This window comes from Streptomyces sp. NPDC087270, from assembly GCF_044744625.1.
Classification (GTDB): Bacteria; Actinomycetota; Actinomycetes; order Streptomycetales; family Streptomycetaceae; genus Actinacidiphila.
Map to the genome: position 1 here is coordinate 110879 of NZ_JBIUYR010000016.1, position 26558 is coordinate 137436.

The window sequence follows — 26558 nt, forward strand, 5'->3', positions numbered from 1 at the left end:
GGGTGCCCGGGGCCCGCAGCCGACCCCGTACGCGGCACCGACACCCCCCGCCCCGTAGAGGGTGTTCATGGTCGCCATGGTTCCCGGCTTACGCAAGCTCTAAAGTGTTCGCCATGCGGCAGGCGGCGAGGCGAAGCGGGAGGGTGCCGGTGACCTGGGAGACGGCCGAGCTGGAGGGGGGACCGGCGGACGGCACGCGGATACGGGTGACCGGGCGCCCCAAGGTGCTCCAAGTCACCGTGGACTGCCCGGTGGAGGAGGGCGCGCCGGAGGTGAGCGTGGCGGCGGTGTCGGTCTACCGCCGCAAGGCCGGCCCGCTGCCCCTGCGTTACGGCTGGGACGGCGCGAGCCCCTGAGGCGGGCGGGCAGGTGGCGGGCGGGCGGCGGCGGGTCAGCGGGCGGGCAGCGGCTGGACGCCCGAGCCGCACGCCCGTGCGAGCCGTACGACCCGCACGGCCGTCCGACCCGGATCTCCCCCGATACGTACCGGCCCCGAAGCGAGTTGACACCACCGGGTGACAGCACGCGCAGACGCCCTTCCGGCCCGACAAAGATTGCTAGGTTGCGCAATCGGGAAACGGGAAAACCGGAGAATCCGGATCATTCGGCGTCGAAGAGGGAGCATATGCCGGGTCGTCACAGCGGAAGTCCTGGACGTCGCGAGGAACTTGCGGCCGCGGCCCGGCGCCGGCGGAGCCGCCGGGGCACGGTCGTGGCGAGCGTGGTCTCCGCGCTGGTGCTGCTGGTCTCCGGGTGCGGCTGGATCGCCCTGCACGCGAGTGCCGACCCGCACACGTTCACCGCGGACGGCATCAGCGGCGAGCGGCCCGCCTCCGGCGACGGCCAGAACATCCTGCTCATCGGCTCGGACTCGCGCGCCGGGACGAACCGTCGACTCGGCGGCGGGAAAGGCACGGTGGGGCGCTCCGACACCACCCTCCTGCTGCACGTCTACGCCGACCGGCGGCACGCGGTCGGCGTCTCGATCCCGCGCGACACCCTGGTCGACATCCCGCCCTGCCTCCTGCCGGACGGCACGTGGTCGGCGCCGCAGAAGAGCACCATGTTCAACGGCGCCTTCGCCACCGGGCTGACCGCGGACGGCAATCCGGCGTGCACGCAGAACACCGTCGAGCACCTGACCGGCCTGCGCGTCGACCACACCGTGGTGGTGGACTTCGCCGGGTTCGCCGCCATGACCGCCGCGGTCGGCGGCGTCCAGGTCTGCCTGCCGCAGGACGTCTACCAGAAGGACCTCAGCCCGGGCCGGGCCACGCGCGGCGCGCTGCTCTTCCACCAGGGCCTACAGACCGTGTCCGGACAGCGGGCGCTGGACTACGTACGTATCCGGCACGGCATCGGCGACGGCTCCGACATCGGCCGGATGAAGCGCCAACAGGCTTTCCTGGCAAGCCTCTTCAAGAAGGTCAAGGCCAAGGGCTTCGACCCGACCGTGCTGTTGCCGCTGGCGAACGCCGCCGTCCGCTCGCTCACCGTCGATTCCGGACTCGGCTCCGTGCCGAACCTGCTGAAGTTCGCGCTGTCACTGAAGGACATCGACCTGCACAACGTCCAGTTCGTCACCGCCCCCTGGCGCTACGACGGCCCGCGCGTCGCCCTCGTCCACCCGGCGGTCGACCGGCTCTGGGCCGACCTGCGCGCCAACCGCCCGCTGCCGGCGGCCACCACCGCGCCCGCGCCGCACCCCTCCGCCACCCCGGCCCCGACGGGCGCACCCGGCGCCGGCATCAGCGTCGCGGTGGACAACGGCACCACCGTCTCCGGCCTCGCCGCGCAGGCGGCCGCGGCCCTGACCACCGCCGGTTTCACCGTCACCCGCACCGGCAACGCCCCCGGCCAGGCGCCGACCACCACCGTCGTCGAATACGGCGAGGGCGACCAGGCCCAAGCGGCCGCCGTCGCCCGGCTGTTCCCCGGGTCGCGGCTCCTGCCCGTCGCGACCGGCTACGGCGTCCGGCTGATCCTCGGCCCGGACTACGCCGGCCACTCCGCCTCCGCGGCCCCGCCGGAGGACACCAGCCCGCCCCGCTCGGCGAGCGACAGCCCCTGCGACGACCTCTCCTACGGCGGCCCCTCGTCCGGAGGGTGAGCCGGAACCGGGGCAACGCTCAAGCGGGGCCGCCGCAGGGCCGTTGCGGCTCAAGCAGGCGCGCCCGCAGGCCCGTCGACGTCAAGCAGGACCGTTGGCGGGCCCGTTGCCGCTCAAGCAGGACCGCTGGCGCGCCCGTCGACACTCAAGCAGGACCGCAGGCGGGCCCGTTGCCGCTCAAGCAGGCGCGCCCGCAGGCCCGTTGCCGCTCAAGCGGGACCGCCCCCACGCCCATCGACACTCAAGCAGGGCCGCCCGCAGGCCCGTTGCCGCTCAAACAGGACCGCCCCCACGCCCATCGACGCTCAAGCGGGGCCGCCGGCGGGGCCGTTGCCGCCCGGGCTGGTGAAGCCGGGGCTGCCGAAACCCAGCCGCGGCCGCCTCACGACCAGGCCGGAGCCGTCGAGGTTGCCCTGGCCCCCACCTTCGCCCGGCGGTCCGGGTGCCGCGGTGCGGAAGGGCGCCGCCGTTGCGCCGTGGGCGAGTTGCTGCCGTAGATAGGGGAGGACGCCGCGCACCAGCAGCGCCTGCCGCCAGGCCGCGCGGGCCCGGGCCACCCGCTGGGCGGCGCGGGCCTCGGCGGCGTCCCGCCGGGCGGTGAGCATCAGGCCCACCCCGCCGACCACCAGCGCGACACCGAACACACCCGCGACCGCGTACCCGATGTCGATCAGCGGCGTGCCCGCGCCGCCGACGTCGCCGGCGGCCCGCAGTCCGTATCCCAGCACCAGGAAGAGCACGGCGGCGGTGCCGCTGAGCATCGGCACCAGGACGGCGAAGGGCGCGAACAGGCCGGGCCCGCGGGCTGCGCGGCCGGCGCCGGACGGGGAGTCGTGACCGTCCTCCCTGTCCTGCCCGTCCTCCCCGTCTTCCCCGGCCTGCCCGGCCGGCAGCGAGGGGAAGGCGTCGCGCAGCGCGGCGTATTGGGCGTACTCGGGGGCCGCCGTCGCGGTGATCGCGGCCATCGCGTTCAGGGCGCGGGCCCGCAGCTGCTCGACGGTGGGGCCGCCGGGCCGCCGGCCGCGCACCGCCCCGAGGATCTCCTCGCCGCGCAGCGCCTGGTCGAGTACCCGTGTGAAGTCGGCCCGGTGCGGGCCCGCCCACCGCTCGTCGCCGCGCATCGTCCGCCTCCCGTTGCCCCGCACCACGAGCCGGCCCGCCGCCCGGTCCGGCCCTGCCCCCATCAGCATAGTCAGTCGGCTTGCGTTATTGCGTAATGGTGCAATGATGTCGTCCCGGGAGTCGCTCAAGGGCCGGCCCCACGACCGGCCCCGGAGCCGTACCCGGGAGCCAAGCCCGAGGCCCCTGCACGCGAGCGGACTTGGGGACCCGTACCGCGCCGCGAACCCGGGAGCGGCCGGGGACCTGCCCGCCGCCCGTTCGCGCGGGAGGCGCGGCAATCGCGGGTGCGTACCCTGGTGCCTGCACATTGCCGCGGTCAGGGAGGTTCACGTGACAAGGTCTGGCGGACAGCTGGGCGAGCCATCTGCAGAGGTGCTGCAGAGCGTGGCCGCGGCTTTCGGTCTGCTGGCCTCTCCGATGCGCCTGCACATCGTCTGGATTCTGGCGCAGGGCGACTGCGACGTCACGGGACTGGCCGAGCGGGTCGGCGCCACGCTTCCTGCGGTCAGCCAGCACCTGGCCAAGCTGAAGCTCGCCGGTCTGGTGCATGCCCGGCGCGAAGGCCGCAGACAGGTCTACCTGGTGGACGACCCGGACGTGGTGACCGTGGTGCGGCTGATGGTCGGTCAGCTCGCCGAGCGCCCCACCCCGGCGCGAGGCGTCCGTGGCCTGGGCGCCTGACAGGCTCGCCGGCTCCGCCCGCCCCCTGGCCGCCCCGCAACGCGACGACCTCGCGGACGCCACGGCCCTCGAAGTACTGCGCGGCCTGGAGAGCGGTCCGCGCGGGCTGACCGAGACCGAGGCCGAGGAACGCCTCGCCCGCTACGGCGAGAACAGCATCCCCGGCTGGCGCCCCGCCTCCTGGCCCCGGCGCTACGCCCGCTCCCTGCGCGACCCGTTCACCGCGATCCTGCTGGGCCTCGGGCTGGTCTCCGCGCTGGTCACGGCGTGGGGCACCGCCTGCGTGATCACCGTGCTCGTCCTGGTCAGCAGCGCGCTGCGGTCCCGCACGGAGTACCAGGCCGACCGGTCGGCGGACGGGCTGCGGCACCTGGTCGCCGCCACCGCGACCGTCCAGCGCAGATCCGCCCCCGGCGCGGCCCCCCGCTTCCGCGAGATCCCCGTCGCCCTGCTGGTGCCGGGCGACGTCATCCGGCTGGGCCCGGGCGACGTGATCCCCGCCGACGTACGGCTGCTGCGCACCCAGAACCTGACCCTGCACCAGGCCGCGCTCACCGGCGAGTCCGCCCCCGCGGCCAAGCGGCCCGATGACATGCCGCGCGCCGCCTCCGGCATGTTCGAGCGCGCGCACGCCTGCTTCCAGGGCAGCAGCGTGGCCTCGGGCAGCGGCACCGCGCTGGTCACGGCGACCGGGGCGGCCACCGAGTTCGCCCGCGCCTACCGCGGTCCCGGGCGGCGCCGGGAGTCCGCGTTCGACCGCGCGGTCAACGGGATCTCCTGGATTCTCATCCGGTTCATGCTGCTGACCCCGCCGCTGGTGCTGCTGGCCGACGCCGCCCTGCGCGGCCGGGGGCTGGAGACGCTGCCGTTCGCGGTGGCGGTCGCGGTCGGGCTGACCCCCGAGATGCTGCCGGTGGTCGTCACCACCGTGCTCGCCCGCAAGGCCGCCGCCCTCGCCCGCGACCACGACGTCATCGTCCGCTGGCTTCCCGCACTGCACAACGTCGGCGCGATCGACGTCCTCTGCACGGACAAGACCGGCACCCTCACCTGCGACCGGCCCATCCTCGACAGCTCCCTGGACGCGTTCGGCCGCCCCGACCCCGAAGTCCTGCACTGGGCAGCCGTCAACAGCCTGTGGACACTCCAACTCGCCGACCTGCCCGCCCCGGACGCCCTGGACGAGGCGGTCCTGGACGCCGCCACCGCATCAGCCGAACCACCCGCCGACAGCCTCACCGCGTACGACGCCTACGACGGAGTAGCCGCACTGCCCTTCGACCCGGTGCGCCGCCTCGCCACCGCGGTCGTCCGCCGCCCGGGCCACCGCGGCCTGCACACCCTGGTCACCAAGGGCTCCGTAGAGGAGGTACTACGCCACTGCACGCGGCTGCGCGCGGCCCCCGCGGAGCAGTCCGGCACCGTACGGGAACTCCAGCCGGACCCCAACCCCACCACCCCCTTTCCGGACCGCAAGAACACCACCACCCTCCTGCCGGAACCCCACCCCACCACCGCAGAACCGGACCCCAACCCCACCACCCTCCTGCCGGAACGCAACCCCACCACCGCAGAACCGGACCCCAACCCCACCACCCTCCTGCCGGAACGCAACCCCACCACCGGGGAACCGGACCCCAACCCCACCACCGTCCTGCCGGAACGCAACCCCACCACCGGGGAACGGGACCTCGACGACAGCGAGCGGGAGCGTCTGCTCGCGCTTGCCGCGGGCCAGGCAGCGCAGGGACTACGGCTGCTCGCGGTCGCCGTCGCCGAACGCCCCGCCCGGCTGGGCGACTACGGCCCCGCCGACGAACAGGCGCTGACCTTCGCGGGGTTCGTCGTGCTGCGGGACGCGCCCGCCGATACCGCCGCCGACGCGCTGGCGGCGCTCGCCGACCGGGGCGTCGCGGTCAAGGTGCTGACCGGCGACCACCCGGGCACCGCCGCCCGCGTCTGCCGCGACCTCGGTCTGGAGCCCGGCACCCTGCTCACCGGCGACCGTATCGACGGTATGGACGATACGGACCTCGCGCGGCAGGCCGAGCACACCACGGTCTTCGCCCGCTGCACCCCGCAGCACAAGGTCCGGGTGGTGCGGGCACTACGGGCGGCCGGGCACACCACCGGCTTCCTCGGCGACGGCGTGAACGACCTGCCGGCGCTACACGCAGCGGATGTCGGCATCTGCCCGCGCGACGCCGTCGATGTCACCCGGGAGGCGGCCGACGTCGTCCTCGCGGCCAAGGACCTCACCGCCATCGACCACACCATCACCGCCGGCCGGCACTCCACCGGCACCATCGCCACCTACCTGCGGATCGCGCTCTCCTCCAACCTCGGCAACGTCATCGCGATGCTCGTGGCCGGCCTGCTGCTGCCCTTCCTGCCGATGCTCCCGGCCCAGGTCCTCCTGCAGAACCTCTGCTTCGACGCCGCCCAACTCGCCCTCGCCTACGACCAGCCGGGCCCGGACGCGCTGCGCCACCCCTCCCCGCTGCGCACCCACGACTTCCTCCGCTTCATCACCGCCTTCGGCCTGCTCAACGCCGCGGCCGACCTCGCCACCTTCGCGGCCCTCGCGCTGATCGTCCCCGCCTCGGCCCACATCTCCGGCCAAGCCGCCTTCCACTCCGGCTGGTTCACCGAGAACCTCATCACCCAGGCACTGGTCATGGTCCTCCTCCGCTCCGGCACCCGCGCACCGCTCCCCATCCGCACCGCCGCGGCCGGCCTCGCGGCGATCGGCCTGCTCCTCCCCCTCCCCCCACTCGCCCACATCCTCGGGATGACCACCCTCCCCCTCACCTACTACCTCCTGCTCGCCTCGATCCTCGCCGTATACACAGTCGTCCTCTTCACCGCCAAGTCCCGCCACCTCAGGCGCTACACACCCCCCTTCCACCCCCAACTCCACCGCGTGTAGCCACCACCAGACAACACCCCCGGCCGCGCATCTCCCTGAAGCGCCCCCTCGCGTGAGCCACCCCCGGACCAGAGGACCACCCCCCTCCCCCCACCCCGCCCCACCAGAAGCGCCCCCTCGCGTGAGCCACCCCCGGGCCGGAGGACGGCCCGGAGGGGTGGGGGTCCGAAATGCTGCCGCATATTTGTGGGCCGCCAGGCCCGTAAATATGCGATTTCGGACCCCCACGCCGCAGGGCCGGACGACCCCGCACCCCCGACCCCACCCCACGCACCACCCGCGCACACCACACACCCGCACCCGCACCCGCCCCGCACACCCGCCCCGCCACAACTGTTGACAACGTTGCCACCGCCACTGAGACTACCCGCGACGTCAACGGAGGAGCCTCGCCATGGCACTACCCGTCCGCCGCTCGCGTACCACCGTTCGACCAAGACGACTCCGTCGGCCGGCCACCGCCGCCGCCCTCGCGGGCATACTCCTGGCGGCACTACCCGCCGCAACCGCCCACGCGGCAGCCGCCAACAGCTCAGCGGGCGGCACCACATCCCGCACCCCCGACCGCACCGCCTTCTCCTCCTCGTTCGAGGCATCCGACCCCGCACCGGACTGGCAGAGCACACCGGAATCCGGCCCCGACGGCCGACCACTGGCAACCGGGGTCGCCCCGGACAACGGCGGCGCGCTGCCGGGATCGGTAATGGCGTCGGTCACCTCGGTCACCGCGAGTTCGGAAGTGCCGCCCGACCACGGCGCCGCCAAGGCCACCGACGGTGACGCGGCCACCGCCTGGCAGGCCGGCGCCCCGTCCGCCTCGCTGACCGTCACCCTCGGCGACGCGTCCCGGGTGACGCGCTACACGATGACCTCGGGGTCCGACTCCCCCGCCCAGGACCCGAAGTCCTGGCAACTGCAAGGGTCGGACGACGGGAAGAGCTGGCAGGTGGTCGACGGCGAGAGCGGCCAGGACTTCCCGCAGCGCGGCGAGACCCGGCTCTTCACGGTCCGGCACCCGGGGACGTACAGCCGCTACCGGCTCGCGGTGTCCGCCAACCACGGTGACGGGAAGAGCCAGTTGGCCGAGCTGGCGCTCGCCGCGGGAGACGGCGGCACCGCCGGGATGACCACGTCCGTCGGCGACGGCCCGTCCACCGGCCCCACCCTCAAGAAGGACGTCGGCTTCACCGGCACCCACGCGTTGAAGTACGCCGGCTGGCAACTCGCCGACCACGGAAGCGTCGAGGACAAGATCTACCGGGTGTCGATCCCGGTCCAGCGCAACACCCGCCTGTCGTACGCGATCTTCCCCGAGCGCACCGGCAACGACCTTTCCTACCCGAGCACTTACGTCTCGGTGGACCTGGTGTTCAGCGACGGCAGCCGGCTCAGCGGGCTCGGCGCGACCGACCAGTACGGCAAGGGACTGTCGGCCGGCGCCCAGGGCGCGGCGGAGATCCTGCACGCCGGGCAGTGGAACGCGGTCGACGCCGACCTCGGCACCGTCGCCGCGGGCAAGACCATCACCCGCGTCCTGGTCGACTACGACAACCCGGGCGGCCCCGCCCACTTCAGCGGCTGGCTCGACGACATCACGGTGCGGGCCGCGCCGCCGGCGAACGACTGCGCGCACCCCTCCACCTGCGTGATCACCACGCGCGGCACGGACTCCTCCGGCGACTACTCGCGCGGCAACGACTTCCCGGCCACCGCGGTCCCGCACGGCTTCAACTTCTGGACGCCCGAGACCGACGCGGGCACCACCAGCGCGATCTACACCTACCAGCAGGACAACAACGCGGCCAACGAACCGGTGATCCAGGCGTTCGGGGTCAGCCACGAGCCCAGCATCTGGGTGCAGGACCACCAGACGTTCCAGGTCATGCCGTCGGCGTCCAGCGCCCCGACGACCGCCGACCGCACCACCCGCGGCCTGGCCTTCAGCCACGACCACGAGACCGCGCAACCCGACTACTACGGCGTGACGTTCGACAACGGCATCCGTACCGAGATCACGCCCACCGACCACGCCGCGGTGATGCGGTTCACCTTCCCCTCCGGCGCCGACAGCCTGATCTTCGACAACGTCAACGACAGCGGCGGGCTGACCGTGGACCGGGCACACGGCACCGTCACCGGCTACTCGGACGTCTCCGGATTCTGGGGCGCGCCGCGGATGTTCGTCTACGCGACCTTCGACCGGCCGATGACCGGCACCGGCTCCCTCACCGGAGGCGGCGGGCCCGACGTCGGCGGCTACACCTCCTTCGCGCTCGGCTCCGGCCGGCAGCTCACCATGCGGATCGCGACCTCCTTCATCAGCGTCGACCAGGCCCGGCGCAACCTCGACCAGGAGGTGGGGCGGCGCGGCTTCGACGCGGTGCACGCCGCCGCGCAGGCCGCCTGGGACAAGGCACTCGGCGTGATCACGGTCCGCGGCGCGAGCCAGGACCAGCTCACCTCGCTGTACTCCAGCCTGTACCGGCTCAACCTCTACCCGAACGAGCTGTACGAGAACACCGGCACCACCGCGAGGCCGGACTACCGCTACGCCAGCCCCTACGCGCCCGCGGCCGGCGCCAACACCCCCACGACGACCGGAGCCGCGATCAAGTCCGGGCAGCCGTACGCCAACGAGGGCTTCTGGGACACCTACCGCACCGCCTGGCCGCTGGACGCGCTGCTCTACCCGCAGCTCACCGGCAAGATGATCGACGGTTTCGTGCAGCAGTACCGGGACGCCGGCTGGATCGGCCAGTGGACCGCGCCCGGCTACCTCGGCTTCAGCGGCACCAACTCCGACGTGGCGATCGCCGACGCCTACCTGCGCGGTGTCACCGACTTCGACGTCCAGGGCGCCTACGAGGCGGCCGTCAAGGACGCCACCGTGCCGTCCTCGGGGCTGACCGGCCGGCCGGACGTGCAGGAGTCCACGTTCCTCGGCTACACCCCGCAGACCAGCGGGTCGAGCGCGTCGGTCTCCCTGGAGGACTACCTCGCCGACTACGGCATCTCGCAGATGTCGCAGAAGCTCTACCGGACCACTCCGGCGAGCGACCCGCACCACCGCGAATACCTCGACAACTACCGCTACTTCCGGGACCGCGCCCAGCACTACGTCGACCTGTTCGACACCTCCACCGGCTTCTTCCAGCCGAAGAACGCCGACGGCACCTTCGAGCACAGCGCCGCCACGTACGACCCGCTGGACTGGAACGCCACCGACTACACCGAGGGCGACGGCTGGACCTACGCCTTCGCCGCCCCCGAGGACGGCAACGGCCTCGCCGACCTGTACGGCGGCCGCACCGGGCTCGCCGACAAGCTCGACCAGTTCTTCGCCACCCCGGAGACCGCCCAGTACGGCGGCGGCTGGGGCGGGCCGTACCACGAGATGTTCGAGTCCCGCGACGACCGGGTCGGCCAGTGGGCCTTCAACGACCAACCCTCCATGCACGTCCCCTACATGTACGACTACGTCGGCCGGCCGGCCAAGACCGCGCAGCACGTCCGCGACGCGATGAGCCGCCTCTTCACCGGCAGCACCATCGGCCAGGGCTACCCGGGCGACGAGGACAACGGCTCCATGTCCGCCTTCTACATCGACAACGCGCTGGGCCTCTACCCGCTCCAGTCCGGCTCCCCGACCTTCGCCCTCGGCTCCCCCCTCTACGACCAGGTGACCCTCCACCCGGCCGGCGGCCGCCCCCTCACCCTCACCGCCCACGGCAACTCCGACCGCGACATCTACGTCCAGTCCATGACCGTCGACGGCAAGCCCTACGACAAGACCTACCTCCCCCACGCCGACCTCACCCACGGCGGCCGGATCGACTTCCGGATGGGCCCCCACCCCTCCACCTGGGGTACCTCCCCCACCTCCGCACCCCCCTCCCTCACCACCGGCCCCCACCCGGCCACCCCACCCGCCGACCTCACCGGCCCCACCCACGGCACCGCCACCCTCAACGGCGCCCCCGCTCCCGCCGCCCTCTTCGACAACACCTCCGCCACCTCCACGACCCTCCCACCCGGCCCCACCTCCCTCACCTACCACTTCGACCAGCCCCAAACCCTCGACCAGTACACCCTCACCAGCGGCTCCACCCCCAACGGCGACCCCTCCACCTGGACCCTCAGCACCTCCGACGACGGCACCCACTGGACCGTCGTCGACCGCCGCACCCACCAAACCTTCCCCTGGCGCCAGCAAACCCGGGCCTTCACCCCCACCACGCCCCCGGGCGCCCACACCTACTACCGCATCGACTTCACCGCCCCCACGGCCACAACCCTCTCGGAAGTCGAACTCCTCGGACGCGCTTGATCGGTGACCGATCCGTCCACCCAGCCCCACCCGCGCCGCACCGGACCATGCGGCCGCCTGTGGCTGACCGCGCAGTTCCCCGCGCCCCTGAATGCACCTCCTTCCCTGAGCCACCCCACCCCACCAGAAGCACCCCCCACCAGAAGCGCCCGTTCGCGTGAGCCCTCCCCGGGCCGGAGGACGGCCCGGAGGGGTGGGGGTCCGAAATGCTGCCGCATATTTGTGGGCCGCCAGGCCCGTAAATATGCGATTTCGGACCCCCACGCCGCAGGGCCGGACGACCCCGCACCCCGACCCCACCCCGCGCACCACCCGCGCACACCACACCGCATACCCGCACCCCGGAGCCCTGATGCCCGAGCAGACCCCCGGCACGTCCCGCCGCACCTTCCTCCGTACGAACGCCACGCTGCTCGCCGGCTTCGCGCTGTCCACGGCACTGCCAGAAGCCGCCCACGCGGCAGGCACCGAAACCAGCACCGGCACCGGCACCGGCAAAAGCACCAACCTCGCCCAGTACCGCCCGGTGACCGCCTCCTCCACCGACTGGGCACCCACACCCGCATCGTTCGCGGTGGACGGCCTCGCGCAAACCGGAGTTCGCGGCTCCGGCTGGCGCGCCGCAGCCGGCGACCCGCAGTGGATCACCGTCGACCTCCAAGCCCGCAGCACCATCGAATCGGTCGTGCTCGTCTTCGAAGCGGACAGCTCCGACCCCGGCTTCACCCCCGACCCGGGCGTGAACCCGTTCCTGCACACGACGGGCTTCGAAGCCCTGTCGAGCTGCGCCGTCGCGTTCTCCCTGGACGTGTCCGACGACGGAACCTCGTGGCGCACGGTGCACGAGACGTCCACCGGCACGGGCGGCAGGACGACGATCACGCTGCCGCGACCGGTGACGGCCCGCTGGATACGGATGACCTCCACGAAGCGGGCGAACGCCAACCCGGTCGGCCTGAACAGCTTCGAGGTGTACGGCAGTTGCACCACGCACCGGCCGTCCGCGACCGGCTGGACCGACTGGGGCCGGCACACCGCCCAACCCCCCGCGCTGACCGTCGCCGGCGACGGCACCGTCCCGCTGGAGTCCGGCTGGACCCTCACCATGGACGACTGGGCGGGCTCGACCGACGGCGCCGCGCTGTCCGCCCCCGCCGTGGACGTCAGCGGCTGGCTGCCGGCCACCGTACCCGGCACCGTGCACGCGGCACTCGTGGAGCAGGGCCACCTGCCGGAGCCGACCGTCGGCTTCAACAACATGCGGGCGCCCGAGGCGCTGTCCCGGCACGACTGGTGGTACCGCCGATCGTTCCGGCTGCCGTCGGGGCTCGCCACCGGGCAGGGCCGCCGCGTCTGGCTGGAGTTCGACGGCGTCAACCACCAGGCCGAGGTGTGGCTGAACGGCCGCAAGGCGGGCGAGGTGACGTACCCGGTCGCCCGCGCCGCCTTCGACGTGACCGACGCCCTCGGCGGCGGACGGCAGGCGGGGGCGAAGGAGAGCGCGGAGGAAAGCGCGAAGGGAGGAGCGAAGGACGCCGAGCAGGTGATCGCCGTCCGCATCGCCCCGATGCCCCACCCCGGCAACCCGGGCGACAAGGGCCCGTCCGGCATCTCGACCCTCAACTCGGTCGCCGCCCAGGCCGATTCCCCGACGTACCTGTCCATCAGCGGCTGGGACTGGATGCCGGCGGTGCGCGACCGGGCGGCGGGCATCTGGAACCACGTGCGGCTGCGCTCCACCGGCGACGTCGTGATCGGCGACCCGCGGGTGGACACCGCCCTGCCGGACCTGCCCGCCCCGGCCGGCTCTCCCGACCTGCCCGAACTCGCCACCGCCGAGGTGACCGTGGTCGTCCCGGTCCGCAACGCCGGCAGCACGTCGCGGACTTCGACCGTCACCGCGACGCTGCACGGCGCGCGGGTGAGCGGCTCCGTCACCCTCGCGGCGGGCGAGAGCCGCGAGCTCACCTTCAGCCCGGCCGACCACCCCCAACTGCGCATCCGCAAACCGCGGTTGTGGTGGCCGAACGGCTACGGCGAGCCCACCCTGCACGACCTGGTGCTGACCGCCACCGCCGACGGCCGCGGCTCCGACCGGCGCACCGTGCCGGTCGGCCTGCGGCAGTTCGACTACCACTACGAGCAGCCCATCGTGATCGGCTCCGACGGCCACTCCCCGCCGCAGACCGTCAACCTTCCGAAGCAGCAGGCCCGTTACGTACGCATCCAGTGCGGCAAGCGGGCCACCGGCTTCGGCTCCTCGATGTGGACCCTGTCGGTGCTGGACAGCGCCGCGCCCGGCAGCGACCTGGCGCTGCACAAGGCCGCGACGGCCTCCTCCAGCGACAACGACAACGACCTGCCGGCCAACGCGGTCGACGGCGACGCCACCACCCGCTGGTCGTCCGGCTACTCCGACGACCAGTGGATTCAGGTCGACCTGGGCGCGTCCACCGCCTTCGACCAGGTCGTCGTCACCTGGGAGACCGCCTACGCCCTGACCTTCACCGTGCAGGTCTCCGACGACGGGGCCGGCTGGACCGACGTGCAGTCGGTCAGCAACACCGGCACCCAGCTGCAGATCTCCGTCAACGGGGTGCGGGTGCTGTGCCGCGGCGGCAACTGGGGCTTCGACGAACTGCTGCGGCGGGTCCTGCCCGACCGGATGGACGACGCCGTCGGCATGCACCGCGACATGAACTTCACGATGATCCGCAACTGGATCGGCTCCAGCAACCGCGAGGAGTTCTTCGCCGCCTGCGACCGCAACGGCATCCTGGTCTGGAACGACTTCTGGGAGGGCGACGCGATCTTCCCGCCGGACGCGGGCGTGCCGGCCTTCCTCGACATCGCCCGCGACACCGTCCTGCGCTACCGCCACCACCCGTGCCTGGCGGTGTGGTGCGCCACCAACGAGAGCGACCCGCCGGCCGCCGTCGACGCCGGGCTGCGGGCCGCCGTCACCTCGCTGCACCCGGGCATCCTCTACCAGGGCAACTCCGCCGGGGGGATCGTCACCGGCCACGGCCCGTACTCCTGGATCGACCCGGCGGCGTACTTCTCCGGCGACACCTACTCCATCGGCAGCTACGGCTTCCACTCCGAGATCGGCATCCCCACCGTGCCGGTCGCCGAGAGCATGCGGAACCTCGCCGCCGACCAGCCGTCCTGGCCGATCGGCGACGTCTGGTACCACCACGACTGGTGCACCCGCGGCGGCCAGAACCCCGACACCTACCGCGCCGCGATCGACGACCGGTTCGGCGCCTCGGACACCCTCGACGACTTCTGCGCCCGCGCGCAGTTCGTCAACTACGAGAGCATGCGCGCCATCTTCGAGGCGTACAACGCGAAGATGTGGGACGACGCCTCCGGCGTGCTGCTGTGGATGTCGCACCCGGCCCACCACAGCACCGTCTGGCAGACCTACGACTACGACCTCGACGTCAACGGCAGCTACTACGGCGCCCGCAAGGGGTGTGAGCCGCTGCACGTCCAGGCGAGCCTGGCCGACTGGCAGGTGCACGCGGTCAACCAGACCGCCGCCGGCCTCACCGGCGCGACGGTGACCGCCCGGCTCGTCGACCTGCACGGCGCCTCGCTGGGCGCGGCGCGGCAGCAGACCCTGGACGTGCCGGCGTCCTCGGCGGCGGCCGCGTTCACCGTGCCGTTCACCGCCGCCCTGCCCGCCGCGCACCTGCTGCGCCTGACCCTCACCGACCGGCACGGCGCCCGTGTCTCCGACAACACCTATCTGCGCTACCGCGCGGCCGGCGACGTCCGGGCGGTGGGCGACCTCGCACCCGCCCGGCTGCGCGGCACCGTGCGCCGAAAGGGCCGCGACGAGGCGACGGTCACCGTGCGCAACGACGGTGGCAGCGTCGCCGCGCTGCTGCGGCTCGGCGTGCGGGACGCGCACAGCGACGCCCGGGTCCTGCCCGCCCGTTACAGCGACAACTACCTGTGGGTGCTGCCCGGCGAGAGCCGCGACATCACCGTCTCCTGGCCGGCCCGGGCCCTGCCCTCGGGTGAACCGCGCTTCACCGCGGAAGCGCTCAACATGCCGCTGCGCCGGCTCTGACGTGCGCGGCCGACCGGTAGGCGCCGGGCGTCTGCCCCATCGTGCGGGCGAAGGTGTCGATGAACGCGCTGGTCGTGGCCCAGCCGCAGCGGCGGGCGGTCGCGGTGACGGACGCTCCCTCGGCGAGCTGGATCATGGCGTGGAAGACCCGGGTGTTGGTCCGCCACTGCGGGTAGGTCATGCCGAACTCGGCGCGGAAGAGCCGGGTCAGGGTCCGCTCGCCGACGCCGACGCGGCGGGCCAGCGCGGCCATGGTGCGGGGCGTGCCCAGGTCGGCCAGCACCAGCCGGCAGGCGTGCGCCAGCCGGGGGTCGCGCGCGGTGGGCAGCGCGAGGGGCTGGATGTGGGCGCGGCGCAGCCGGTCGGCGAGCACCGCCCGCAGCCGTCGCGACTCGGGTTCCGGCAGGCCGGGTTCGGTGCAGGCGATGAGCAGTTCGCGGAGCAGGCCGTCGACGGCCAGGATGGTCGGCCCCTCGACCGGCAGCGGCGGGTCGGCCACCGGGAAGCCGACGGTGTGCACCGAGCTGTGCCCGTAGACGCGGTGCTCGTGCCAGATGTGCGCGGGGTTCCAGACCGCCCGGTCCCCGGAGGCGACCCAGGCGCCGGCCTCGGTCTGCACCGCGAGCACCCCGGTGCTGACGTAGATGAGCTGGTGGTAGTCGTGCCGGTGGCGGCCGATCACCTCGCCGGGGGCGTGGTCGTGGGCGCCGGTCGGCGGCAGGGTGGTGGCGGGCGGCAGCGGGGTGGCGGCGGTCGGGCCGCGGCTGTTATGCGACACAAGTAGGCAGAATATGGGAAGTATGCCAGCAGGTGCGCGTGACAGCGTGACGTCATGGACACAGCGCAAGGGGGCTCGGGGCGCGGCGGCGGCGAGCCCGGGGGCGGTCGCACCGCGGAGGGCGCCCCAGCGGACGGCGGCGCGGGAGAGGGCTGCATAGCGGAGGGCGGCCCAGGGGACGGGCCCGGAGGCGTGGCCACCGCGGGCGGGACGGCCGGCCCGGCCTCGGGCGCCGGGCCGCCGACCGCCGTCCTCGATCGGCCGACCGAACCCCGTACCGGCATCGCGGACCGGCTGCGCGGCGCCGCCGTCGACACCCGCCCGCTCGCCGTACCGGCCTTCCGGCGCGTGCTGATCGGGCAGGGCGCCTCGCTGGTGGGCACGATGATCACCGAGGTCGCCATCCCGGTGCAGATCTACGCGATGTCGCACTCGTCGTTCTACGTCGGCGTGGCCGGGCTCGCCGGCTTCGTGCCGATCGTCGTCTTCGGCCTGTACGGCGGCGCCGTGGCGGACCGGGTCGACCGCCGCCTGCTGTGCCTGTGGTCGTCGCTGGTGACGTGGGCGGTGACGATCGCGCTGCTGGCCCAGACGCTGCTGGGGGTCGGCTCGGTGGGCCTCGTCCTCGCCCTGGTCGCCGTCCAGGGGGCCGGCTTCGCGATCTCCTCCTCGACCCGCGGCGCGATCATCCCCCGTATCGTGCCGCCCGGCCTGGTCCCCGCCGCCAACACGCTCAGCTTCACCGTCGGCAACGTCGGCCAGGTGCTCGGCCCGCTCGCGGCCGGCGTGCTCGTCGCGCTCCCGCACGGGTTCGGCTACGCCTACGCCGCGGACGCCGTGCTGTTCACCATGTCGCTGTACTCGACGTTCCGGCTGCCGCCGATCAAGCCGGCCGGCGCCATGGCCCGCTCCGGGCTGCTCGCCGTGCTCGACGGGCTGCGGTTCATCGGCGGCAACCCGGTGCTGCTCATGTCGTTCGGGGCGGACATCGCCGCGATGGTGCTGGCGATGCCCAGCGCGCTGTTCCCGCAGGCCGCCGCGGCCCGCTTCCACGGCGGGATCGGCCTGCTCTACTCCTCGGTCGCGATCGGCTCGGTGCTGGCCGGGCTGTGCAGCGGGTGGATCGGCCGGGTCCGCCGCCAGGGCGTGGCGCTCACCTTCGCGGTGGCCGGCTGGGCGGCCGCGATCGCGCTGGCCGGTTTCGCCCGCACCCTGTGGCTGGCCGTCCTGCTGCTCGCACTGGCCGGCGCCGCCGACCTGGTCAGCGCCGTCTACCGGCAGACGATCCTGCAGACCCACGCCCCCGACGAGATGCGCGGCCGGATGCAGGGCGTCTTCACCGTCGTGGTGTCCGGCGGCCCGCGGCTGGGGGACCTGCGCGCGGGCGCCATGGCCGCGACAACCACGCTGACCGTCGCCTGGTCCGGCAGCGCGCTGCTGTGCATCGCCCTGGTCGTGGTCGCGGCCCTCGCGGTGCGGCCGTTCTGGCGCTACGACGCGCACCGGGTGGAGTGACCCCGGCGCGTGTCGCGGGCCGGGGTCAGGTCGCCGCCGGGTCCACCTGGACGTCGATGGCGTTGTGGTCCGGGTTCGGCATCTGCCAGATCTTGAGCACCTTCACCTCGACGCCGAGCGCGGTGACGGTCTGGCCGGTCCTGACCACCTGGACCTTGGCCGGGACGGAGGTGTCGCTCCCGTCGCGGATCATGAGGATCGCCCGGCCCGGCGCGGGCTGCTTGCCGGTGTTCTGCACGCCGAGCTCCACCTCGGTGCCGTCGGCCCGCTTGCCGTAGCCGGTCGGGCTGGACGGGTTGCCCTGCGCGACGACATGGAGGCGTTGGACGTCGGCCGGGTGGCCGCCGAGCGGTGGCGGGGTGCGGTCGGCGTCGTCGTCGGAGTTCTTCCGGGAGTGCAGCACCACGGCCACCACCACCGCGGCCACGCACACCGCGACCAGCCCGGCGACGGCCGCCATCAGGCCCCGCCTACTCGGCCGACGCATCGTTCTCCCCCTCCGGCCAGGCGACGGTGAAGGCGACGTGGCCGTCCCGGGTGCCGGGGACCACCTCGACCAGGGTCAGCACGTGCCGCCCGACGGGCACCTCGTCGCCGACCCGCACCTCCACGACGTCGCCGGTCCTGGCGCCCTCGTCGAGGAGGTTGAGGCGGGCCCAGGGGTCGTCGGGATCGACGCTGGTGCGCACGATGCCGACGACGAGGTCGCCGCGGCGGAACTGGGCCCGGCGGCCGAGGCGGTAGGTGTGGGGCATCGGCTCATACTCCTGACGGCGTGAACGACACTTCGTTCAGGTTCTTGCGGTACTGGTCCTCGGTCAGTGTGACCTCCTGGGGCATCTGCCTGGTGCCTTCGTACTGGCCGGAGCCCCAGGGGTTGAGGAGGGTGATGGTCGGCGGGTGGGCGTTCATGTCGACCCGCTCCACCGAGTACTCGTGCCCGGACACCAGCCGGTCGTCGTGCACGTCGCCGTCGCCCTTGGTGCCGATGGTGACCGCCTCACCCTTGCCGATCCTGGTGCTGATGTCGGCGAAGGAGACGTCGCCGGGGCTGTGCCGGGTGGCCGGCTGCCCGGTCAGGTCGGACATGCCCACGTCGCCCCAGCCGCCCTCGATCTTCTTGTAGCCGCCGGAGTACTGCGCGAACGCCTTCTCGTAGATCGCCACCCAGGTGGCACCGCTGCGCGTGTCGGCGTAGACGGGGTGGCCGTTGGAATCCACCGGGAGCTTGTTGTCGACGGTGACCTCGACCGGTGTGGGCGGCATCCCCGGCAGCGGGCCCTTCTGGTAGAAGGTCACCGTGTAGGTGCCGTTGGCGTTCTGCTTGATGTGCTCCTGCGGCCAGTTCGGGTCCCGCTCGGTGATCGCGGCCAGCGAGGACAGGAACCAGCAGTCGCCGTCCTGCCCCTGGCGCAGGTCGTTCATCAGGTCGGGCCCGTTCGGGCCGAACAGCGGGTCGTCGACGGCCTGGTAGTGCGCGCCGTCCACGGTGGTGTCCGGCTGCCACTTCAGGTTCGACAGCGCGGGCTCGATCCGGGCCAGCGTGGTCGGGCCGCACTCCTTCTGCAGCATGTTCTCCCAGCGGGCCTTCACCGCGCCGTCCGAGTCCCCCGCGCCCCACCACGACGAACCCTCGCCCAACTGGCCGTTGAGCTTCTTCAGTTGGCTGTCCGACATCCGCGACATCACGGCGTCGAGTTCGGCCGGCGACAACTTCGCGAAGTCGTCGAGGACTTCCTTGCCGCCCTGGGCCGAGTCGGACCACAGGAAGCCGCCGGAGTCGCCGATGTGGTCGTCGAAGTACTTCAGCGCGTCCTTGATCTTCTGCTCGTCCGGCGGTGGCTCGTCGTCGAAGTACAGGCTCGGATCGACGGTGTAGCCCTGCTTCTCCAGGGTCTGCACCGCGTCGAGTTGCTTGCAGCGGCGGTCCATCGACGCGGAGGTGTCGTCGAGTTCGGGTTGCAGGGACGCCGGCAGACCGGAGTAGAACAGCGGGAAGACCTGGCCGAGCAGCGGCTCCAGTCGCGGGCTGGTGGTGGCCGGCTTGCCGTCCATCAGCCCCTGGACCTCCAGCAGCAGACCCGCCACCTTGCCGTGCAGGGTGCGGGCGGAGGGGCCGACGGACTTCATGTGCGCGGCCATCGAGCGTATCTGAGCGGTGTCGAAGCCGTGGAAGCTCACTTGTGGCCTCCGGCGGCCTTCTTGGCGGTGTCGGTGGCGGCCTCGTCGTCCAGCCGGTCCGCCTCGGTCTGCCAGCGCGCCGCGTCCCTGAGCAGGTCCTCCGCCATCGCACGCAGGCTCGCCCGGCGGTCCACGAGCGTGCCGGTGGTGGTCTGCGCGTACGGCCCGGCCCAGATCGGCGGGTTCGCGGTGGCCTGCGTCACCGTCGTGTCCAGCAGTGCGGCCAGCGATCCGGCGATGCTCCGCGCCCGTTGCGCGCAACCGCGCAGGTTCTCGGCGCGCGCCTTCTTCTGCGCGGGCGTCTCGGCCTGCGCTCCCCCGTCACCCATGCGACCCCGTTCGTATGGCAAACGTGTTAGAGGACTGGGACCTTACGGGATTCGGCACCCGTCCGGAACCTCCGATCCACCGCCGGCACGCAGCGCCGGACGACCGCCGCCAGGGCGCTTCGGGCGAGGGCCGTGGGGGAGCACCAGACGCCACGGGCCCCGCCCTTGGGGCGGACGGCGCTCCTTCACGGCACTAGGCGCCGGCGGCGGGGAGTACGGCGGTGGGGCCGGGCAGCGGGAGGTCGCGCATGCCGCGCAGCGGGGAGAAGAACAGCCACAGGCCCGCGCAGCAGCCGCCGATCACGGCGAGCCACAAAGTGGGCCGGACGCCGAGCGACGTCGCGAGGGCGCCGCCGGCCAGGCCGCCGAGCGGGAGGGTGCCCCAGTTGATCCAGCGCGCGGCGGCGCTGACCCGGCCGAGCAGGTCGGGCGGGCAGGCGGCCTGGCGGTAACTGGTCAGCGAGATGCTCGAAACGGTGGAGGAGAAGGTCCACGAGATCCAGCCGGCGCCGAACAGCAGCACCCGCCAGCCGCGCCCGGTCAGCGGGATCAGCAGGCCGGGCAGCGACATCACGGTCATCGCGAGCCAACTCACCCGCGCGGAGCCGACCTTGCGCGCGAGGCCCTTCGCCGCGACGCCGCCGGCCACCCCGCCGACCGCGCCCAGCGCCAGCAGCAGCCCGACCAGCGACGAGCCCAGGTGCAGGGTGCGGATCAGGTAGACCGGGCCGAGCGTCTCCACCATGATCACGAAGAAGTTGGCGGTACCGGTGAACGCCAGGGAGTGGCGCAGCACGGGGTCGCGCGCCACGTGGGCGAGGCCGGCCCCGATCTGCGCGCGCAGCGTGGGCCGGGGCGTCCCCGCCGCCGCGCGCGGCCGGCGCGGCTCGCGGCCGCGGATCGCCGACAAGGACGCGGCCGACACCGCGAACGACAGCGCGTCGGCGGTCATCGCCCCCGCGGCGCCGACCAGCGCGACCAGCCCGGCGCCCAGACCGGGGCCGGCGATCTGCGCGGCCGACTGCGACGCGGCCAACTTGCCGTTGCCGGACATGAGTTGATCAGATTCCAGCAGCGTCGGCAGGTAACTCTGGTAGGCGATGGAGAAGAACACCGACAGCACGCCGGCGACGAACGCGACCCCGTAGAGCTGCGCGAGGGTCAGCGTTCCGAAGGCGTGGCCGAGCGGCACCGACGCGATCACGGCGCACAGCGCGAGGTCGCAGCCGATCATCAGCCGGCGTTTGGCGACCCGGTCCACCACGGCGCCGGCCGGCAGCGCCACCAGCAGGTACGCGCTGGTCTGCGCGACCGACAGCAGGCCGACCTGGAACGCGGTGGCCTTCAGCAGCACCACGGCGACGAGCGGGAGCGCGAGCACGGAGACCTGCGAGCCCACCTCGCTGACCGTCTGGCCGCTCCACAGCAGCAGGAAGTCACGATCGCGCGGCGCCCGCGGGCGCCGTCCCTCGGTTTCGGCGCCGGCATCACCCATCGACCGATCGTGTCACCGGCACCCGCCCCGCACCCGTGCGATGTGACCAAGGCCACATCGGGCGGTCCGGCAGCGGTGAGGCAGCAGCCAGACGGCGGTCAGGCGGTGGTCAGGCGGCGGGATCGTCCGGGATGTCGCGATCGTCCGGGACATCGGTGCCATCGCGGTCATTGCTGTCATCGGCGTCGTCGGCGTCGTCGGCCGCCTTGTCCGGGACCCGCACGGTGACCGTCCCCGAGGCGAGGTCTATCGGCCCCCGCGCCGGGTCGCTGCTGCCCTCGTCCTCCCGGGTCAGCTCCAGCCGGTTGCGCTCGTCCTCGGTGTGCTTGCGGCCCGGCGCGAACAACTCGTCGAAGAAGTTGAACATCGCGGCCCTCCGATGACCTCGGCAATACGCCCAGGCTACGCCTCGCCCCGTCATCCCGACGGCCCAGCGGAAAGCACGACGTATGGCGTACCACCACGCGCGCGGGCCCGTGCCAGGCACCCGCGCGCACGGTCGAAGGACCCCGGAAGGGCCGCCGGTCAGCAGGAGCCGGGGCCGACCCCGTCGATCTGGCCGCCGAAGTCCTCCAGGTAGGTGGCCCGCCAGTCGCCGTTGAGGACCTGGCGCTTCTGGACCGGCTGCCAGTTGATGAAGCAGGCGTTGACGCCGGCGACGAAGGAGCCGACGTGGTCGTGGAACTGCGGCGGCATGTCGCGGTAGCCGCTGGCCGCGGTCCACTCCCAGGTGGCCCCGGAGAAGCCGTCCTCGCTCCAGAAGCAGATCGAGCCGCCGCTGCACGGCGGCGGGGTCACCGCCGAGGCGGACTGTGCGGGTACGGCGGACAGCAGTGCGGCGCCCATGACGAGTGCGAGCAGGCCGGCGCGCTTGCGGATCTGCATGAGGGGTCCTCCACATCGGTCGTCGATCGTCGGTCGGTGCCGGCGCGGCCGCGGAGCAGCGCGGCGGCGACGGCACGTTTCCATGATCACGACGTCCGCGGAGGACCTGTGGAGGCCCGGGCCGTTTTCACCCGGTGGACGCAATCGGCGTGCGCCCTACGGAGGTCAACTCGCCGGACCTCGGCTCTTCTTGAGCCGGCCCTCAGCCCACCTTGAGGGTGCCGGTCATGAACTGGTGGATCGTGCACATGTAGGCGTACGTCCCCGCCTTGCCCGGAGCGGTGAACGTCGCGGTCTTCCCGGGAGCGACGTGGCCGGTGTCGAAGAGCTTTCCGGTGTCGGCCGTCACGGTGTGGGCGGTGGTGTCCTCGTTGGTCACGGTGACCTTCGCGCCGGGGTGGACGGTCAGCGTGGCCGGGTGGAAGGCGAAGTCCTTGATGGTGATCTTCGTCGCGCCGGCCGCCGACGGGCTCGCGGAGGACCCGCCGGAGCCGGACGACGAGGAGGAGCAGCCGGTCAGGACGAGCAGCGCGGCGGCCACGGCGAGGGCCGCGCCCTTGCCGCGCCGGGCGGGGATACGGAAGTCGGTCACGTCGGGCCTCGGGTGGGGACGGGGGCGGGGACAACGGGGACGGGGACGGCGCGGGACGGCGAAGGCGGGTGGGCCGGGCCGGGCCCGGAAGGGCGCCCGGTAGGGGTGGCCCGCCCCTTGCGCGTGGGCGGACCACCCGGTCCCTGGGCACCGTCCGGGTGGCGTTCCGAACGGCCGGGTCAGACCGTCAGAAGCGCGGGACTGGCGGCCTTGTCCGTCGGCAGGAAGTCGTCCGGCACCGGGTACTTGCCGAGCACGAAGTTGAGGATCGCCGCGTGCATCGCCTCGACCGGCGCGATGGTCGCCGCGGTGGCGATACCCGCCGCCGCGCTCACGTTGTACGTCGCGAACAGGTACGTCTGCGCGGCCTGGTCCTCCAGCGTGAGCGCCAGGTTCGCGACGTCCGTCACCGTCTTCGCCTTGCCCAGCGCCGCCAGCGTGGCGGGCTGGTTGGACAGCGGCACGTTCGTGATCGCCGGCTTGCCGGCGCCGGTGAGCACCGCGTTCCACGCCTTGGCGTGGTCGGCGTGCTGCGCCATCGCGGTGGTCACGAAGGTGGCGACGGCCGGCGGCACCGTACCGAGCTTGCCGGCCTTGGCCGCCTTGAGCGTCGCCTGGTACGCGCCGACCGCCTGGTTCTCCAGCGCCACCGCGAGCGCGACGACCTTCAGGTCACCGGTGTACTGGCTCTTGGAGGAGCCGGACGCGGAAGCGGAGGCGGACCCGGAGGGCGCGGCGGCGGAGTCGTGCTTGTCGCTGCTGGAGCAGGCGGCCAGCGCCATCGCGGCCGCGAGACCGCCGGCGCCGAAGAGGAAGCGGCGGCGGGCGGGGTCGCTCGGCCCGTCCTCCCGCGCGCCCTGCTTGCCGAGGTTGCCGCGGATGTCCTCGGCGAGGTCCACCGCACTGGCCCGCATGGCGGGCAGGGTGTCGCGGTGGGCGGTCTCCATGTCGCGGGTGAGCCGGGCGAGCTGGTCCTCGCTGATCGGCATGTCCCAGCCGTCGCGTGCGGTGGTCACTTCACGGCCCCCTGAGTGATCGGCGAGGCGTTCTTGGTCGGGTAGAAGGCGTTGGGGAAGCCGACGCTGCCGATGGCCGCGGGGAGCTTGGCGACGTCGGTCGGGATGGCGACCAGGTCGCCGAGGTTGTCGGCGAGCAGCGCCTGCACGGCGAGCAGCGTCGCGCGGTGCTGGGCCTCCACCGGCGCCACCGAGGCGAACAGCTTGCGCAGTTCGGCACTGCTGACCTGGCTGACGTTCTTGGTGTACGTCTGCGCGGCCACGTCCTCCAGCGTGATGGCGAGCTTCACCACGTCGGCGGGGGTCTTGATGGTGGGCAGCGTCTTCTTCACCACGGCCGCGTACTTCGGGTCCGGGCCGGTCTGCTGCTTGCCGCCGGCCTGGGTGACCGCGGCGTTGAACGCCTTCACGTGCGCCTGGTGCTGCGTGGTGGTCTTCGCGATGAAGGCCACGATCGTCTTGTTGCCGTCCTTGATGAACGGCAGGCCCGCGGCGGTCTGGTAGACGCTGATCGCCAGGTTCTCGATCGACGCGGCGGTCTGCAGCGCCATGACGTCGTTGCTCGACGTGGCTGCGGCGGCGCGCACCGACGTCAGCAGCGCCGCGGCACCGGCCGCGCCCGCGACCGCGCTTCCGCGCCGCCACCAGCGGCGCGGCTGCGGCCCGGTGGCCTCCGCGAAGTCGGCCAGCGCGTCCTGGGTGATGCGTACGGCGTCGCTGTTCAGGTCCTGGGACTGCTCGGTCAGCTCTTCGAGCAGTCGGGTGTCGATGCGCTCTACGCCCATCACGCCCCATCTCTCCTCGCACCCGCTCGGTCCACGGGCGCTCTGCGACACGTTCGCCGCTGCGACCGGCGCGGATTGGTCCACGGCCCGAAAGCCGCGCCAGGTCCACCCCCACGGGTGAAGACACCGCCGGGTGGCTGACGGCGCGGAGGCGAAAACACCCGGTGAGCCGTCCGGGACCCGCCGCGGACCCGGCCCGGCCCGGATCGCGGTGGGTTAGCGTCGCGAGGGCCGGCCGGGCACACGAGGCCGTACCCCCGTACGGCGCCGCTCCCGCATCCCCGCCGGTTCGCGACCAATCCGCGCGCCGGACGGCGACGAATGACCGGTGACCGCATGACAGTCCGGAGGTGTCCATGCGCGTGGCAGCACGTGACGGCCAGTCCCCCGCGCCCCGCTCCGGGGTGCTGGAGGCGTTGCTCGACCGGGTCTCCCGGGGCGACCAGGAGGCGTTCGAGCACCTCTACACGGCGGTCGCCGGCGCCGTGCTCGGCCTGGTCCGCCGGGTGGTGCGCGACTCGGCCCAGTCGGAGGAGGTCGCGCAGGAGGTCCTCATCGAGGTCTGGCGGTGCGCGGCCAGGTTCGACCCGCAGCAGGGCAGCGCGATGGCGTGGATCATGACGATGGCGCACCGCCGCGCCGTGGACCGGGTGCGGTCGGCGCAGGCGGCCGCCGACCGGGAGCACAAGGCCGGGCTGCGCGACCGGGTGCGCGCCTTCGACGAGGTCACCGAGCAGGTGGAGCGGCGGCTGGAGCGCGAGCAGGTCAGGCGCTGCCTGGAACGGCTCACCGAACTCCAGCACGAGTCGGTGACCCTCGCCTACTACCGCGGCTACACCTATCAGGAGACCGCGGAAGTGCTCGGGGTGGCCCTGGGCACGGTCAAGACCCGACTGCGGGACGGACTGATCCGGCTCCGCGACTGCTTGGGGGTGGCGTCGTGACCGAAGTCGACCTGCACACGCTGACCGGCGCGTACGCGGTCGGCGCGCTGGAGGACCGGGAGGCGCGGGACTTCCGCCGGCATCTGACCCGGTGCGAGGCGTGCGACCAGGAGGTGCGCGAACTGCGCGAGACCGCGGCCCGGTTGGCCCTCGCGGTGGCCGAGGTGCCGCCGGTGGGGATGCGCGGCCGGGTGCTGGCCGCGCTGCCCGAGGTGCGCCAGCTGCCGCCGGAGCCGTCGGCGACGCAGCGGTCCCTCCGGCGCAACTGGCGCCGCCGGCTGCCGTACTACGCGCTCGCCGCGTGCCTGGCCGGCGCGATCGCCTCCGCGGGCATAGCGATCCAGGCCGAGCACACCGCCGACCGGCAGCGCGACCGCACCGCGCGGGCCGAACACCAGGCGGATCAGCTCAGCACGCTGCTCACCGCGCCCGACGCGTCCTTCCACACCCAGGGGCTCAAGGGCGGCGGCACCGCGACCGTGGTGTCCTCGGCGCGGGCCGGGCAGGCCGCCCTGGTCTACCGCGACCTGCCGAAGCTGCCGGGCTCGCGGGTCTACGAACTGTGGTTCAGCAGGAACGGCACCATGGTGCCCGCGGGCCTGGTGGACTCCGCCACCGCGTCCGGGTCGGCCCTGCTCAAGGGGCGGACGGACGGCGCCGACGCGGTCGGGGTGACCGCGGAACCGCACGGCGGCTCCCCCGCGCCCACCTCCGCGCCGCTGGCCGTACTGCCCCTGTGACCGGCGGCTGCGCCCGTGGTGGCCTCCCGCCGGGCGCAGCCGCCTCCA

General features: G+C 73.1%; 21 protein-coding genes. 9 read left to right on the top strand and 12 right to left on the bottom strand.

Annotated features, from left to right (window positions below):
* Positions 1-149 precede the first annotated feature (149 nt).
* Entirely contained in the window at positions 150-356 is a 207-nt protein-coding gene (locus tag ACIPAE_RS28445; RefSeq protein ID WP_329367808.1) for a hypothetical protein, read from the top strand.
* 269 nt (positions 357-625) lie between these two features.
* Positions 626-2110: an LCP family protein gene (locus ACIPAE_RS28450; RefSeq protein ID WP_402448953.1), complete on the top strand. Its 1485-nt coding sequence runs from the start codon at positions 626-628 to the stop codon at positions 2108-2110.
* 305 nt (positions 2111-2415) lie between these two features.
* On the opposite strand, the gene ACIPAE_RS28455 is transcribed toward ACIPAE_RS28450, so the two are convergent.
* Positions 2416-3231, bottom strand: a complete 816-nt coding sequence (locus ACIPAE_RS28455; RefSeq protein WP_402448955.1) for a hypothetical protein — start codon at positions 3229-3231, stop codon at positions 2416-2418.
* 331 nt (positions 3232-3562) lie between these two features.
* Between ACIPAE_RS28455 and ACIPAE_RS28460 the strand changes: the two genes are divergently transcribed.
* The 4 genes from ACIPAE_RS28460 (at position 3563) to ACIPAE_RS28475 (ending at position 15250) form a co-directional block, all read left to right on the top strand.
* Entirely contained in the window at positions 3563-3913 is a 351-nt protein-coding gene (locus tag ACIPAE_RS28460; protein WP_329367802.1) for a metalloregulator ArsR/SmtB family transcription factor, read from the top strand.
* Positions 3897-6842, top strand: coding sequence for an HAD-IC family P-type ATPase (locus ACIPAE_RS28465; RefSeq protein WP_402448958.1), 2946 nt, complete (start codon positions 3897-3899; stop codon positions 6840-6842). The genes ACIPAE_RS28460 and ACIPAE_RS28465 overlap by 17 nt, the downstream gene beginning before the upstream one ends.
* Positions 6843-7236: 394 nt before the next feature.
* Complete coding sequence (locus tag ACIPAE_RS28470) at positions 7237-11169, top strand: GH92 family glycosyl hydrolase (RefSeq protein ID WP_402448960.1); 3933 nt, start codon at positions 7237-7239, stop codon at positions 11167-11169.
* Between the two features lie 352 nt (positions 11170-11521).
* On the top strand, positions 11522-15250 hold the full coding sequence (locus ACIPAE_RS28475; RefSeq protein WP_402448963.1) for a discoidin domain-containing protein: 3729 nt from the start codon (positions 11522-11524) through the stop codon (positions 15248-15250).
* On the opposite strand, the gene ACIPAE_RS28480 is transcribed toward ACIPAE_RS28475, so the two are convergent.
* Positions 15225-16028 (bottom strand): AraC family transcriptional regulator, encoded by an 804-nt coding sequence (locus ACIPAE_RS28480; protein ID WP_402448965.1) that lies wholly within the window; start codon positions 16026-16028, stop codon positions 15225-15227. The genes ACIPAE_RS28475 and ACIPAE_RS28480 overlap by 26 nt on opposite strands.
* A gap of 54 nt (positions 16029-16082) precedes the next feature.
* Here ACIPAE_RS28480 and ACIPAE_RS28485 point away from each other — a divergent pair, with 54 nt between their 5' ends.
* Positions 16083-17543: an MFS transporter gene (locus ACIPAE_RS28485; protein ID WP_402448968.1), complete on the top strand. Its 1461-nt coding sequence runs from the start codon at positions 16083-16085 to the stop codon at positions 17541-17543.
* Positions 17544-17568: 25 nt separating this feature from the next.
* On the opposite strand, the gene ACIPAE_RS28490 is transcribed toward ACIPAE_RS28485, so the two are convergent.
* From ACIPAE_RS28490 to ACIPAE_RS28535, 10 genes are all read right to left on the bottom strand, one after another.
* Positions 17569-18003, bottom strand: coding sequence for a hypothetical protein (locus tag ACIPAE_RS28490; RefSeq protein WP_366414242.1), 435 nt, complete (start codon positions 18001-18003; stop codon positions 17569-17571).
* Between the two features lie 10 nt (positions 18004-18013).
* The gene (locus ACIPAE_RS28495; protein ID WP_329367794.1) at positions 18014-18298 is read right to left on the bottom strand and encodes a hypothetical protein; all 285 of its coding nucleotides are present in this window, start codon (positions 18296-18298) and stop codon (positions 18014-18016) included.
* Between the two features lie 4 nt (positions 18299-18302).
* Complete coding sequence (locus ACIPAE_RS28500; protein WP_402448970.1) at positions 18303-19724, bottom strand: C2 family cysteine protease; 1422 nt, start codon at positions 19722-19724, stop codon at positions 18303-18305.
* Positions 19721-20053 (bottom strand): hypothetical protein, encoded by a 333-nt coding sequence (locus ACIPAE_RS28505; RefSeq protein WP_402448971.1) that lies wholly within the window; start codon positions 20051-20053, stop codon positions 19721-19723. The genes ACIPAE_RS28500 and ACIPAE_RS28505 overlap by 4 nt, the downstream gene beginning before the upstream one ends.
* A 193-nt stretch (positions 20054-20246) precedes the next feature.
* Positions 20247-21548: an MFS transporter gene (locus tag ACIPAE_RS28510; RefSeq protein WP_402448974.1), complete on the bottom strand. Its 1302-nt coding sequence runs from the start codon at positions 21546-21548 to the stop codon at positions 20247-20249.
* A 109-nt stretch (positions 21549-21657) separates the two neighbouring features.
* Positions 21658-21915, bottom strand: coding sequence for a DUF6191 domain-containing protein (locus tag ACIPAE_RS28515; protein WP_402448977.1), 258 nt, complete (start codon positions 21913-21915; stop codon positions 21658-21660).
* A 158-nt stretch (positions 21916-22073) separates the two neighbouring features.
* A complete protein-coding gene (locus ACIPAE_RS28520; protein ID WP_329367785.1) occupies positions 22074-22433 on the bottom strand; it encodes a peptidase inhibitor family I36 protein in 360 nt (119 codons plus the stop codon).
* Between the two features lie 202 nt (positions 22434-22635).
* Positions 22636-23025, bottom strand: coding sequence for a cupredoxin domain-containing protein (locus ACIPAE_RS28525; protein ID WP_366414238.1), 390 nt, complete (start codon positions 23023-23025; stop codon positions 22636-22638).
* A gap of 179 nt (positions 23026-23204) precedes the next feature.
* On the bottom strand, positions 23205-24041 hold the full coding sequence (locus ACIPAE_RS28530; RefSeq protein WP_329367781.1) for a ferritin-like domain-containing protein: 837 nt from the start codon (positions 24039-24041) through the stop codon (positions 23205-23207).
* The gene (locus tag ACIPAE_RS28535) at positions 24038-24826 is read right to left on the bottom strand and encodes a ferritin-like domain-containing protein (RefSeq protein WP_366414246.1); all 789 of its coding nucleotides are present in this window, start codon (positions 24824-24826) and stop codon (positions 24038-24040) included. Before ACIPAE_RS28535 ends, ACIPAE_RS28530 begins: the two co-directional genes overlap by 4 nt.
* 356 nt (positions 24827-25182) lie before the next feature.
* Here ACIPAE_RS28535 and sigK point away from each other — a divergent pair, with 356 nt between their 5' ends.
* Together sigK and ACIPAE_RS28545 are read left to right on the top strand one after the other, a co-directional pair.
* Positions 25183-25770, top strand: coding sequence for an ECF RNA polymerase sigma factor SigK (sigK, locus tag ACIPAE_RS28540; RefSeq protein WP_328465671.1), 588 nt, complete (start codon positions 25183-25185; stop codon positions 25768-25770).
* Positions 25767-26510 (top strand): anti-sigma factor domain-containing protein, encoded by a 744-nt coding sequence (locus ACIPAE_RS28545; protein WP_329367778.1) that lies wholly within the window; start codon positions 25767-25769, stop codon positions 26508-26510. Before sigK ends, ACIPAE_RS28545 begins: the two co-directional genes overlap by 4 nt.
* Positions 26511-26558 lie beyond the last annotated feature (48 nt).

Excerpts from the sequence above, each read along its gene's own strand:
- ACIPAE_RS28450 (WP_402448953.1), top strand. The coding sequence starts at position 626 with ATGCCGGGTCGTCACAGCGGAAGTCCTGGACGTCGCGAGGAACTTGCG.
- ACIPAE_RS28455 (WP_402448955.1), bottom strand. The coding sequence starts at position 3,231 with ATGCGCGGCGACGAGCGGTGGGCGGGCCCGCACCGGGCCGACTTCACA.
- ACIPAE_RS28470 (WP_402448960.1), top strand. The coding sequence starts at position 7,237 with ATGGCACTACCCGTCCGCCGCTCGCGTACCACCGTTCGACCAAGACGA.
- ACIPAE_RS28475 (WP_402448963.1), top strand. The coding sequence starts at position 11,522 with ATGCCCGAGCAGACCCCCGGCACGTCCCGCCGCACCTTCCTCCGTACG.
- ACIPAE_RS28485 (WP_402448968.1), top strand. The coding sequence starts at position 16,083 with ATGGACACAGCGCAAGGGGGCTCGGGGCGCGGCGGCGGCGAGCCCGGG.
- ACIPAE_RS28490 (WP_366414242.1), bottom strand. The coding sequence starts at position 18,003 with ATGGCGGCCGTCGCCGGGCTGGTCGCGGTGTGCGTGGCCGCGGTGGTG.
- ACIPAE_RS28495 (WP_329367794.1), bottom strand. The coding sequence starts at position 18,298 with ATGCCCCACACCTACCGCCTCGGCCGCCGGGCCCAGTTCCGCCGCGGC.
- ACIPAE_RS28505 (WP_402448971.1), bottom strand. The coding sequence starts at position 20,053 with ATGGGTGACGGGGGAGCGCAGGCCGAGACGCCCGCGCAGAAGAAGGCG.
- ACIPAE_RS28510 (WP_402448974.1), bottom strand. The coding sequence starts at position 21,548 with ATGGGTGATGCCGGCGCCGAAACCGAGGGACGGCGCCCGCGGGCGCCG.
- ACIPAE_RS28515 (WP_402448977.1), bottom strand. The coding sequence starts at position 21,915 with ATGTTCAACTTCTTCGACGAGTTGTTCGCGCCGGGCCGCAAGCACACC.
- ACIPAE_RS28520 (WP_329367785.1), bottom strand. The coding sequence starts at position 22,433 with ATGCAGATCCGCAAGCGCGCCGGCCTGCTCGCACTCGTCATGGGCGCC.
- ACIPAE_RS28535 (WP_366414246.1), bottom strand. The coding sequence starts at position 24,826 with ATGGGCGTAGAGCGCATCGACACCCGACTGCTCGAAGAGCTGACCGAG.
- sigK (WP_328465671.1), top strand. The coding sequence starts at position 25,183 with ATGCGCGTGGCAGCACGTGACGGCCAGTCCCCCGCGCCCCGCTCCGGG.